This is a genomic window from Streptomyces caniscabiei, assembly GCF_014930365.1.
Classification (GTDB): Bacteria; Actinomycetota; Actinomycetes; order Streptomycetales; family Streptomycetaceae; genus Streptomyces; species Streptomyces caniscabiei.
In genome coordinates, this window is the sequence record NZ_JABXWI010000020.1 from 1 (window position 1) to 11,665 (window position 11,665).

Annotated in this window: 9 protein-coding genes; 8 read left to right on the plus strand and 1 reads right to left on the minus strand. The window is 72.4% G+C overall.

From position 1 onward, the window contains the following. The 5 genes from HW837_RS39355 to HW837_RS39375 all read left to right on the plus strand — a co-directional run. A partial coding sequence (locus HW837_RS39355) for an alpha-glucosidase C-terminal domain-containing protein (protein ID WP_193382694.1) occupies nt 1–187 on the plus strand: 187 nt, incomplete at its 5' end. Between the two features lie 29 nt (nt 188–216). Beyond that, a complete protein-coding gene (locus HW837_RS39360) occupies nt 217–1,605 on the plus strand; it encodes a maltokinase N-terminal cap-like domain-containing protein (protein WP_045561831.1) in 1,389 nt (462 codons plus the stop codon). 4 nt (nt 1,606–1,609) lie between these two features. Further along, nucleotides 1,610–3,907 carry a 1,4-alpha-glucan branching enzyme gene (gene glgB, locus HW837_RS39365; protein ID WP_045561830.1) on the plus strand — a complete coding sequence of 766 codons (2,298 nt, stop codon included), beginning with the start codon at nt 1,610–1,612 and terminating at the stop codon, nt 3,905–3,907. Next, the gene (locus HW837_RS39370; RefSeq protein WP_045561829.1) at nt 3,904–4,257 is read left to right on the plus strand and encodes a VOC family protein; all 354 of its coding nucleotides are present in this window, start codon (nt 3,904–3,906) and stop codon (nt 4,255–4,257) included. The genes glgB and HW837_RS39370 overlap by 4 nt, the downstream gene beginning before the upstream one ends. Before the next feature lie 72 nt (nt 4,258–4,329). Beyond that, nucleotides 4,330–4,731, plus strand: a complete 402-nt coding sequence (locus HW837_RS39375; protein WP_045561828.1) for a MarR family winged helix-turn-helix transcriptional regulator — start codon at nt 4,330–4,332, stop codon at nt 4,729–4,731. 129 nt (nt 4,732–4,860) lie between these two features. On the opposite strand, the gene HW837_RS39380 is transcribed toward HW837_RS39375, so the two are convergent. Then, nucleotides 4,861–5,283, minus strand: a complete 423-nt coding sequence (locus HW837_RS39380; protein ID WP_193381666.1) for an SseB family protein — start codon at nt 5,281–5,283, stop codon at nt 4,861–4,863. 359 nt (nt 5,284–5,642) lie between these two features. On the opposite strand from HW837_RS39380, the gene HW837_RS39385 reads away from it, so the two are divergent. The 3 genes from HW837_RS39385 (at nt 5,643) to HW837_RS39395 (ending at nt 11,637) form a co-directional block, all read left to right on the plus strand. Then, nucleotides 5,643–6,932: an alpha-L-fucosidase gene (locus HW837_RS39385; RefSeq protein ID WP_193381665.1), complete on the plus strand. Its 1,290-nt coding sequence runs from the start codon at nt 5,643–5,645 to the stop codon at nt 6,930–6,932. A gap of 149 nt (nt 6,933–7,081) precedes the next feature. Continuing rightward, complete coding sequence (locus HW837_RS39390) at nt 7,082–10,087, plus strand: helix-turn-helix transcriptional regulator (protein ID WP_196789996.1); 3,006 nt, start codon at nt 7,082–7,084, stop codon at nt 10,085–10,087. A 104-nt stretch (nt 10,088–10,191) separates the two neighbouring features. After that, entirely contained in the window at nt 10,192–11,637 is a 1,446-nt protein-coding gene (locus HW837_RS39395; protein WP_045561825.1) for a glyceraldehyde-3-phosphate dehydrogenase, read from the plus strand. Nucleotides 11,638–11,665: the final 28 nt, after the last annotated feature.

Sequence of the window (11,665 nt, forward strand, 5' to 3'; positions counted from 1 at the left end):
CTCGCGTTTCGCCCAGCCCACGGAACTCGATCTGCGCGCCTACGAGGGACGCCACCCCGTCGAACTCATCGGCGGAGTCCGCTTCCCCGCCATCGGCGAACTGCCCTACCTCCTCACCCTCGCGGGCCACGGCTTCTACTGGTTCCGGCTCTCCCGAGTCCTCTCCCGCGCTGCCCTAGGGCGTTGAAGCGCGGGCCGGCGAAAGGACGCGTCACCATGTCGAAGACCGCATCCGCACTGCTCCGGCCGAGCGGCGAGGAGGTCGCCGTCGGCCTCATGACCTCGTTGGCGGGGCTGCTGCGCGAGTGGCTGCCACGGCAACGCTGGTTCGCCGGCAAGGACCGGCCGGTCACGGACCTCGCGCTGCTGTCGATGACCGAGCTGTATCCGGGCTGTCTGCATCTGCTCGTGCACACCGGTCAGGCGGGCCACCCCGGTCACGGCGGGGTGCCCGCGCCGGGCGGGACTCCTCCGGCCGGCGACTGCTACCAGCTTCTGCTCGGGGTGCGTGAGCATCCGGTGCCGCGTCTGGGCCGGGCGCTGATCGGGCAGGCGCACGAGGGGCCGCTCGCCGGTCTGACGGTGTACGACGCGCTGTACGACCCCCGGTCGGCCGAGCTGCTCCTCGAACGGCTGCGGCATCCCGGCTCGGCGGGCCCGCTGCGTTTCGAGGCGGACTCCGGGGCACGGGTGCCGGCCGGATTGGCGCCGCGGCTGCTGGACGCCGAGCAGTCCAACTCCTCGCTGGTGTACGGAGACGAGTACATCCTGAAGGTCTTCCGGCGCATTCAGCCGGGGGTGAACCCCGATCTGGAGGTGCCGGGCGCGCTGGCCGGGCAGGGGTGCGGCCGGGTGCCGGCCCCGGTCGCCTGGTTCCGGACGACCGATCCGTTCCCGGCGACCCTCGGCGTGTTGCAGCCCTTCCTGCCCGACGCGTCGGACGGCTGGACGCTGGCGCTCGGCGCGCTCGCCGCCGGCCAGGACTTCGCCGAGGAGGCCCGTGAGCTGGGCCGGGCCACGGCGGAGGTGCATCTGGCGCTGGCGTCGGCCTTCCCCGCCGGGGCCCACGGCGAGAACGCGCGGACGGCGGCCGCGATGACCGAACGACTCGACGCCGCCGCGCGCTCCGTACCGGCCCTGCGGCCTCATGTCCCCGGACTGCGCGCGGCCTTCCGCGCCCTGCTGGCCTGCGACGCGGGGCCGCCCGCACAGCGCGTGCACGGCGATCTGCATCTGGGGCAGGTACTGCGGGCGGGCCCGGAGTGGTTCGTCATCGACTTCGAGGGCGAGCCGTCCCGTCCGCTCGCCGAGCGGTGCGGCACCCAGTCGCCGGTGCGGGACATCGCCGGGATGCTGCGCTCCTTCGACTACGCCGCCCGGCAGCGCCGGCCCTGGCGCCCGGAGTGGGCGCGCCGCTGCCGGGAGGCGTACTGCGCGGGCTACGCGGCCCGCGCCGGCTGGGACCCGCGCGAGAAGCACGGTCTGCTGCGCGCCTACGAGACCGACCGGGCCGTGTACGAGGTCCTCTACGAGGCCCGGCACCGTCCCGACTGGCTCCCCGTACCGATGGCGGCGATCGAGCGTCTCGCCGTGAGAGGAGACTGAACCCGTGGCCCTGCGTGACACCACGCCCCCCGAGTCGGCGGGCCCGCCCCGGCGCCGCCCCCGGCTGACCGTGGCCGCCCCTCCCCTGCCCCCCGAGGAGCGTGCGCGGCTGCTGTCCGGCACGCATCACGACCCGCACGCCCTGCTGGGTGCGCATCCGGTGCCGGGCGGCGGGATCGCGCTGCGGGCCCTGCGCCCGTACGCCCATGCCGTGAGTGTCGTGATCGAGGGCGAGCGCACCTATCTCGCCTCGGAGGGCGACGGGCTGTTCTCCGTCCTCCTGCCGCTCGACGCCGTCCCCGTGTACACGCTGTTCGTGTCGTACGAGGACACCGACCACGTGGTCCACGACCCGTACCGTTTCCTGCCCGCGCTCGGCGAGCTGGATCTGCATCTGATCCGGGAAGGGCGGCACGAGCAGTTGTGGAAGGCGCTCGGGGCCGAGCCGATGACCCATCAGGGTGTCACCGGCACTCGTTTCACCGTCTGGGCGCCGAACGCCCGAGGGGTGCGGGTCGTCGGGGACTTCGCCTGCTGGGACGGGACGGCGTTCCCGATGAGGTCCCTCGGCTCCTCCGGGGTCTGGGAGCTGTTCCTGCCCGGGGTGGGCGAGGGCGCCCTCTACAAGTTCGAGATCACCTCGCGCGACGGGCGGCGGCTGCTCAAGGCCGACCCGATGGCCCGCCGGGCGGAGGTTCCCCCCGCGACGGCCTCCGTCGTGCACGCCTCGCACTACGCGTGGGGCGACGACGAGTGGATGGCCCGGCGCGGTGACGTCCCGGTGCACGAGGCGCCGTTCTCGGTGTACGAGGTCCATCTGCCTTCCTGGCGACCGGGGCTGACATATCGTCAGCTCGCCGAGGTACTGCCCGGGTACGTCTCCGATCTGGGGTTCACCCATGTCGAGTTGATGCCGGTCGCCCAGCACCCGTTCAGCGGTTCCTGGGGCTACCAGGTCACCGGGTTCTACGCCCCGACGGCCCGGCTCGGCACCCCGGACGACTTCAAGCACCTCGTCGACGCCCTGCACCGGGCCGGGATCGGGGTGATCGTGGACTGGGTGCCCGCGCACTTCCCGAAGGACGACTGGGCGCTCGGCCGCTTCGACGGGGAGCCGCTGTACGAGCCCGGGGACAGCCGGCGGGCGGAGCATCCGGACTGGGGGACGTACGAGTTCGACTTCGGCCGCGCCGAGGTGCGCAACTTCCTCGTGGCGAACGCCGTGTACTGGTGCGAGGAGTTCCATGTCGACGGGCTGCGGGTGGACGCGGTCGCCTCCATGCTCTACCTGGACTACTCGCGGGACTCCGGGCAGTGGTCGCCCAATGTGTTCGGCGGACGCGAGGACCTGGACGCGGTCGCCTTCCTCCAGGAGATGAACGCCACCGTGTACCGGCGCGCTCCGGGTGTGGTGACGATCGCCGAGGAGTCCACGGCCTGGGACGGCGTGACCCGTCCGACCGACAGCGGCGGGCTGGGCTTCGGGCTGAAGTGGAACATGGGGTGGATGCACGACTCGCTGGGCTACATGGAGCACGAGCCGGTGCACCGCAAGTACCACCACGACGAGATGTCGTTCTCGATGGTGTACGCGTACAGCGAGAACTACGTCCTGCCCATCTCCCACGACGAGGTCGTGCACGGCAAGCGGGCACTGGTGTCGAAGATGCCGGGCGACTGGTGGCAGCGGCGCGCCGACCACCGCGCGTACCTCGGCTTCATGTGGGCCCATCCCGGAAAGCAACTCCTCTTCATGGGACAGGAGTTCGCCCAGGGCGGGGAGTGGGTGGAGTCCCAGGGGCCGGACTGGTGGCTGCTCGATCCCGGCTACGGCGCCGAGGCCGACCACCGGGGGGTGCGGGACCTCGTCCGGGACCTCAACACGATCTACCGGGACACGCCCGCCCTCTGGCAGCGGGACACCGACCCGGCCGGCTTCCAGTGGGTGAGCGCGGACGCCGCCGAGGACAACGTCTTCGCGTTCCTGCGGTTCGCCGCGGACGGGACACCGCTGCTGGCCGTCTCCCACTTCGGCCCGGTGGTGCGCGAGGACTACCGCCTCGGGGTCCCGGGCGACGTCACGGCGTGGCGCGAGGTGCTGAACACGGACGCGGTCGCCTACGGCGGCAGCGGAGTGACCCGTCCCCAGCCCGTCGTGGCCGAGCCGCACGCCTGGCACGGGCGGCCGGCCAGTGTCCGTCTGACCCTGCCCCCGCTGGCCACGGTGTGGCTCCGACCGGAGCGGCTTCCCGGCCGCGGGGAGCCCAGTGACCCGAGAGCACCGCGAAGGAGTGCGCCATGACCGACGGACTGAAGACCGTCATCTACCCCGTCGAGGACCTGGCCCGGGCGAAGGCCCTGTTCGGGACCCTGCTGGAGGTCGAGCCGTACGCGGACACGCCGTACTACGTCGGTTTCAAGGACGCGGGGCAGGACGTGGGACTGGACCCGAACGGCCATGCCAAGGGGATGACGGGGCCCGTGCCGTACTGGCACGTCGGCGACATCCGGTCGACGCTCGCGGCGCTGCTCGTGGCCGGGGCGCAGACGCTGGAGGACGTCCATGAGGTGGGCGGCGGCCGGCTGATCGCCTCGGTGAAGGACCCGGACGGCAATCTGATCGGGCTGCTCCAGGACACGGCGGAGGAGTAGGGGCGCGGCGGTCGTTGCAGCTGCACTAGTTGCACGGACAACGATCGGTCGGCCCTCTGTTACCGTGCACATATGGCAGCGAACACGACCGGTGTCCGGCTCGAGGACCAGTGGCGGGACATCCTGTCCGTGCACGCGCGCACGATGTGCGAGATCGATCGTGTGCTGCATCCGCACGGGCTGGGCGCCAGCGACTTCGAGGTGCTCGACATCCTCGCGTCGGGGCTGGCGGCGGCCACGGCGGCCGGGGACCTGTGCCGGGTGCAGAACATCGCCGAGAAGGTCCACCTCAGCCAGAGCGCGCTGTCCCGGCTGATCGGCCGGCTGGAGAAGGACGGCCTGGTGGAGCGGTCCGTGTGCGCGGAGGACCGGCGCGGGGTGTGGGTCACCCTGACGGACAAGGGCCGTGCGCTGCACGCGGAGGTCCAGCCGCTCCAGCGTGACGTCCTGGCCCGCATGCTGCGGCACGACTGACTCCGCCGCTCTGCGGCAGGAAGCAGGACCGACCCTGCCTGCATTGCGGCAGGACCGGCCCCGCCCTCGGGGCTCCCGGAACGGCGTGGCGGCCGTCCCCGGGGCCGTCGGGCGAGAGGTCCCCGCGGGTCAGATCCCCTGGCCGCCCAGGAGAGTGCCCACGTCGTGGGCGTCGAGGGTGAGGCCGTGCGGGGAGCCGGCGTCGATGGTGAGGGAGAGGTCGGCGTCGGCGGGCCACTGGGAGGCCAGGGCGCCCAGGGGTACCAGGCGGTAGCGCGACACGTCGGGCAGCAGTTCGGCCATCGCGGGCTCCGAGGTGAAGACCGGCACGATCTGCTCGCCGCCGGGCTGCTCCAGCACCGGCAGCGCCACGGCCGTCGGATCGTTCACGGCCGCCTCGTCGGCGTCGTCCGGGACCGGGATCAGCACGTCGGTGTCGGCGAGCGTGTGGAGCGCGGCCGTGTCATGGGTGTCGAAGGCGAGCGCGGTCAGCGCGCGCTGGGCCGGCGAGGCGGCCTGGGGCGGGTTGTGACCATTGACGGGTATGTCCATCGGAAGATCCCAGGTAGTAGCGGAAGGGCCGCCCGGGACGGCGTCCGTCCCGGGCGCTGCGCCCCTCGCGTACCCGACGTGGAGGCGGGCATTCCTCTACCTGGGCGATGCATATGAGGCGCGAGGGGCCGCCGGGGCCCGAGGGCCCGGTCACGACGGGTGCGGTCACGAGGGGTGCGGTCACGAAGGGTGCGGTCACGAGGGCCGCGCCCTCGCGGCGCGGAAGCCACAGGGGCACGTCGGTCGGCGGAACGCGTCGCTCGACCGGCACCGCGCCGAGGCGGCCGGGAGTGAAAATGAACCAGCAGTGGTGACCGGCGCCCACGCGCCCGCCGGGAGCCCGGACCTAGCGTGGCCGCATGACCATGCAACCCTGGTTTCCCGACGCCAAGCTGGGCATCTTCATCCACTACGGCATCTACGGCGTGGACGGGGTGCCGGAGTCCTGGGCCTTCTACTGGGGCGAGGTGACGCACGAGCGGTACATGAAACAGCTCGACGGCTTCACCGCGTCCGCCTACGACCCCACGGCCTGGGCCGAGTTGTTCGCCCGGGTGGGCGCGAAGTACGCGGTGCTCACGGCACGCCACCACGACGGCGTCGCCCTGTGGGACACGACCCGCGGCGATCTGGACGTCGTCCGCCGCACACCGGCGGGCCGGGACCTGATCACCGGGTACGTCGACGCGCTGCGCGAGCGGGGCCTCAAGGTGGGCCTCTACTACTCGCACTCCGACTGGAACCATCCCGACTACGCCAGTGTCCGCCACCCCGACATCGACCGGTGGACGAACCAGCACCCGGGTGGCAACGACGCCAACCCCTACTCCCACGCCGCACCCGGCGAGGAGGACCCGGCCGCCTGGGAGCGCTATCTCGCCTACCGGGACGGCCAGGTGGGCGAGCTGGTCGAACGGTTCCGCCCCGATCTGCTGTGGTTCGACGGCGAGTGGGAGCGCACCGAGGAGCAGTGGCGGATGCGGGAGTTGGCCGAGCTGATCCTCCGGGAGAACCCCGACACCGTGCTCAACGCCCGCATGCTCTCCTACGGCGACTACGCCACCCCGGAACAGGGCGTGCCGCTCGAAGCCCCCTCCGGGCCCTGGGAGTTGTGCCTGACCATCAACGACTCGTGGGGTTTCCAGCACGCGGACCACAACCACAAGTCCGTGCGGCAGCTGGTGCGTTACTTCGCCGAGACGATCGGCATGGGCGGCAATCTGCTGCTGGACGTCGGGCCGAGGGCGGACGGGTCGATCCCTCCGGAGCAGGTGGAGCGGCTGGAAGGGCTCGGGGCGTGGATCGGGCGGCACTCCGACGCCGTGTACGGCACGGTCGCCGGGCTGCCGGCGGGGCACCACTACGGTCCGAGCACCCTCTCCGCGGACCGGCGCACCCTGTATCTGATGTGCTTCGACGTGCCGCGCGAGTCCGTGGCGGTACGGGGGCTGCGCAATCCCGTCACCAAGGTCACCGTCCTCGGTACGGGCACCGAGCTGGGGCACCGGGTGATCGGCGGCCTCGACGCGGTGCCCGGCGTGACCTGGATCGACGCGCCTGCGGAGGCCGACCTCGACCCGTACGCGACCGTCCTGGCCGTGGAGTTGGAGGGAGAGCTGGACCTCTACCGGGGCTCGGGCCGCGACTGACCCGGCACCCCGGCCCCCTGTGACAGCCGGGCGGGCCGGGGACATGTCGGGACCTCCGTACAATCCTCGGGGAATCGACCGTGGGTTCGCTTTCATGAACCTCCCGGTCGGCCCGGGACGGCCCCGGGCCCGCTTCAGGGGGAATCGCATTGCCGTGGGACGTGGCTCCGCTGGTGGGCCGGGAGACGGAACTCGCTCGCCTCGCCGACGTACTCGACGGACTGTCCGGGCCCGGCCACGGCCCGGCCGTCGTGGACGTCACCGGCGCGGCGGGCATCGGCAAGAGCAGGCTGGTCTCGGAGTTCTGCGCCCGGGCGCGGGAGAAGGGCATGACGGTGCTGCGCGGCCGGGCGACCGAGTACGAGCGGCACCTCCCCTACCAGCCCCTCGCCGACGCCCTCGCCGATCTCGACACCGGGACGGGGATCCCGTCGCCGTTCGCCGAGGCCAGCGCCATGGACCGTTTCGCCCTGCAACGCGCGGCAGCGGCCTTCCTGACCCGGATCGCGCACACCGGCAACGGCCTCGTGGTCGTCCTCGACGACGTGCACTGGGCCGACCCGGCGTCCCTGGAACTCCTCGACCACCTCGTCCGGCATCCTCCCCGGCGCGCACCCGTGGTGATCGTGGTGGCCCGGCGGGAACGGCAGACCGCGCCCCGGCTCGTCGCCTCCCTCACCCGGGGCGTGGAGGCGGGGACCGTGCTCCGCCTCGAACTGGGCCCCCTGGACCGCGACGCCTGCCTCGCCGCTCTGGCCCCCGGCCGTCCGGCCGACCTCGCCGCCGAGCTGTACACGGCCAGCGAGGGCAACCCGCTCTACTTCCTCGCCCTGCTCCAGGCCGGCAGGCCCGCCGGGCTCAGCTCGCTGCTGCTGGACGAACTGACGCCGCTCACCGACGGCCAGCGCCGGACGGTCCAGGCCGTGGCCGTCCTCGGCGACCACGCCACGCCCGCCCTGGTGGCCGCCGTCACCGGCCGCCCGGAGCATGAACTCGACCCGGACTTCCGCGAGTTGACCGCCCGGGACCTCGCGCGTCCGGGGCCGGACGGCCGGTGGACGCTCCGGCATCCGGTGCTGCGGTCCCTCGTCCACGACACCACCGACCCCACCCTGCGCACCCGGATGCACCACCTCGCCGCCGTCGAACTGGCCCGGATCGGGGCGCCGGTCAGCGAGCGGGCGCACCACGTCGAGCGGGCGCTGACCGGCTGGGACCCGCACGCCGTGACCGTGCTCACCGAGGCCGCCCGGCAGGCCGCCGCCACCGCGCCCGCGAGCAGCGCGCACTGGCTCGGCGTCGCCCTCGCCCATCTGCCCGAGCGGCCGGAACACAGCGTGCTGCGCCGGGATCTGATGCTCCGCCGGGCCGAGGCGCTCGGCGCCTGCGGCGGGCTGCGCGAGAGCCGGGACCTGCTGCACGAGGTGATCAGCCTGTCGCCGCCGGGCACCGACGACGGCGCACGGGCCCTGGCCGTCACCCTGTGCGCGGTGATGGAACGTCATCTCGGCCGGTACACCGAGGCCGTGGCCCTGCTCCGCCGCGAACTGGCCCGCGGCACCGGGCTCTCCCCCGCCGAGACCGTCCGACTCGGCCTGGAACTGGGCTCGTCCGCACCGCACGCCAGCTCCTACCCGGACGTACGCGACGACGTGGCCCGCACCCTGGAGCTGGCCCGGTCGCTGGGCGACGAGATCGCGGAGGCGGGCGCGCTCGCCGTCGCCGCGCTCGGGGCGGCGTACGAGGGCGACACGGAGGCCGCCGCCGAGGCGACCGACCGGGCGGCCGCGCTCATCGACTCCCTCACCGACCAGGATCTCGCGGGCCTGTGTGAGCCACTGGCCCGGCTCAGCTGGGCGGAGGCCTTCCTGGAACGGTACGCCGACGCCGAACGGCACGCCGAGCGCGGCCTGGTGATCGCCCGCCGGGGCGGTCTGCTCTATGTGGTGCCGCATCTGCTGCTGTGCCGGTCCCACCTCCATGTCATGACGCTGCGACTGGGATCGGCCCTGGAACTCGCGGAGGAGGCGGAGACGATCGCCCGGGCCATCGGCAGCGACGAGTTGCTCGCCTTCGTCCTGGCGTCCAAGGCCCAGGCGCTGATCCCCGCGCTCCCGCCGGGTGACGGTGGTGCGCTGACCGTGGCCGAGGAAGCCGTCGCCCGGGCCGGCGCCGGCACCGGCTGGTGGGCGTCCATCGCGTGGGCCGTGCTGGGGTTCGCCGCGCTCCACGCCGGTGATCCGGTGCGCGCGCGGGCGGCGGTGCTGCGGGCGGGCGGGGAGGATCTGTCCGGTCTTCAGCCCAGCATGCGGCCGCTGTTCACCGAGATCCTCGTCTCCGCCTCCCTGCTCACCGGAGACCACGACGAGGTCCGGCGGTGGGCCGAGCAGGCCCACGAGGAGGCGGAGCGGCTGGGCCTCGTGGCGCAGCGGGCGGCCGCGCTGCGCAGCCTGGCGCATGTGCCGTTGGCCGAGGGCGATCCGGCCGCCGCCGCGACGTTGTTCGAGCGGGCCGCCGAGGAGGCGGCCCGGGGCCGGGGCGGGCTGTGGGAGGCGCAGACCCTGCTGATGGGGGCACCCCTGACCGCGTCGGCGGGGCGCCCGGCTCGCGCCCGCGTCATGTGGGAGCGCGCCGTGCAGCTGAGCACCGACGCCGGGGCCCACCTGCTGACCGGCCTCGCGGAGGCGATCCGTCCGGTGGTCTTCACGGCGGCGGAACCGGCAGTGGAGGGGGAGGCGGAGGCGCCTGCGGCGACGGTGAAGAAGGAAACGGCGAAGGAGACGAACGGGCCGGGCGGGGCCGACCCGGGCACGGGCGCGGGGACGGGGACGGGGACGGGGACGGTCAAGGGCGACGTGCCGGGTGCGGGCAATGGCAAGGTGCCCGGTACCGGCTCCGGGTCCGGGTCCGGGTCCGGCGCGTCGTCGCGGGAAGCGGCGTTCGTGGAGTTGGCCGCGCTGTCCCCTCGGGAGCGGGAGATCGCCGCCCTCGTGGCGAAGGGCCTGACCAGTCCCGCCATCGCCGAGCGGCTCTTCCTCAGCCCGCGCACGGTCGAGACCCACCTCTCCCGCATCTACCGCAAGACGGGCCTCACGTCACGGGCCGCGCTGGCGGCCCTCCAGACCCGGGACGAGCTGCGCGAGGGCGGCGCGTGAGCCGGTGGGATGTCAACGAATGGGTGCGATGTGCACCCCTCGATGCGTCTCCTCCGAGCGGGGTGGTTAGCATATGAGCGCCGCCTAGCTCGAAAGACAAATCTGTGACTCTCAACGAGGACTCGTTCACCGTCTGGAAGCACCGCGAGGAGATCGCGGAATCGATGATCCCGATCATCGGGAAGCTGCACCGCGAGCGGGACGTGACGGTCCTGCTGCACAGCCGCTCCCTGGTGAACAAGTCGGTGGTCAGCATCCTGAAGACCCACCGGTTCGCCCGCCAGATCGCCGGCGTGGAGCTGTCGGTCACCGACACCCTGCCGTTCCTGCAGACCCTCACCACACTCGACCTCGGCCCCTCCCAGATCGACATCGGCCTGCTCGCCGAGGCCTACCAGGCCGACGACCGGGGCCTGTCGATCGAGGAGTTCACCGCCGAGGCCGTCGCCGGTGCCACCGGCGCCAACAAGATCGAGGGCGCCGAGGGACGCGACGTCGTCCTCTACGGCTTCGGCCGCATCGGCCGCCTCGTGGCCCGCCTGCTCATCGAGAAGGCCGGCTCGGGCAACGGGCTGCGCCTGCGCGCCATCGTGGTGCGCGGCGGTGGTGAACAGGACATCGTCAAGCGGGCGTCCCTGCTGCGCCGGGACTCCATCCACGGCCAGTTCCAGGGCACGATCACCGTCGACGAGTCGACCAGCACGATCAACGCCAACGGCAACGAGATCAAGGTGATCTACGCCGGCGACCCGTCCGAGGTCGACTACACCGAGTACGGCATCAAGAACGCCATCCTCATCGACAACACCGGCAAGTGGCGCGACCGCGCGGGGCTGTCGAACCATCTGCGTCCCGGCATCGACAAGGTCGTACTGACCGCGCCCGGCAAGGGCGACGTCCCGAACATCGTGCACGGCGTCAACCACGACACGATCAAGCCGGACGAGCAGATCCTGTCCTGCGCGTCCTGCACCACCAACGCGATCGTGCCGCCGCTGAAGGCGATGGACGACGAGTTCGGTGTGCTGCGCGGTCACGTGGAGACCGTCCACTCGTTCACCAACGACCAGAACCTGCTGGACAACTACCACAAGTCGGACCGTCGTGGCCGCTCCGCGCCGCTCAACATGGTCATCACCGAGACGGGTGCCGCCTCGGCCGTCGCCAAGGCGCTGCCCGACCTGAAGGCGCCGATCACCGGCAGCTCGATCCGCGTCCCCGTCCCGGACGTCTCGATCGCGATCCTCAGCCTGCGCCTCGGCCGCGAGACCGACCGCGAGGAGGTCCTCGACTACCTCCGGGGTGTCTCGCTGACCTCCCCGCTGAAGCGCCAGATCGACTTCACCAACGCGCCCGACTCGGTCTCCAGCGACTTCATCGGCTCCCGCCACGCGTCGATCGTCGACGCCGGCGCGACCAAGGTCGACGGCGACAACGCGATCCTCTACCTCTGGTACGACAACGAGTTCGGCTACTCCTGCCAGGTCATCCGGGTCGTCCAGCACGTCTCCGGGGTCGAGTATCCGACGTACCCGGCTCCGGCCGTCTGATCCACCGGTTCGGGATCCGCGGATCGGT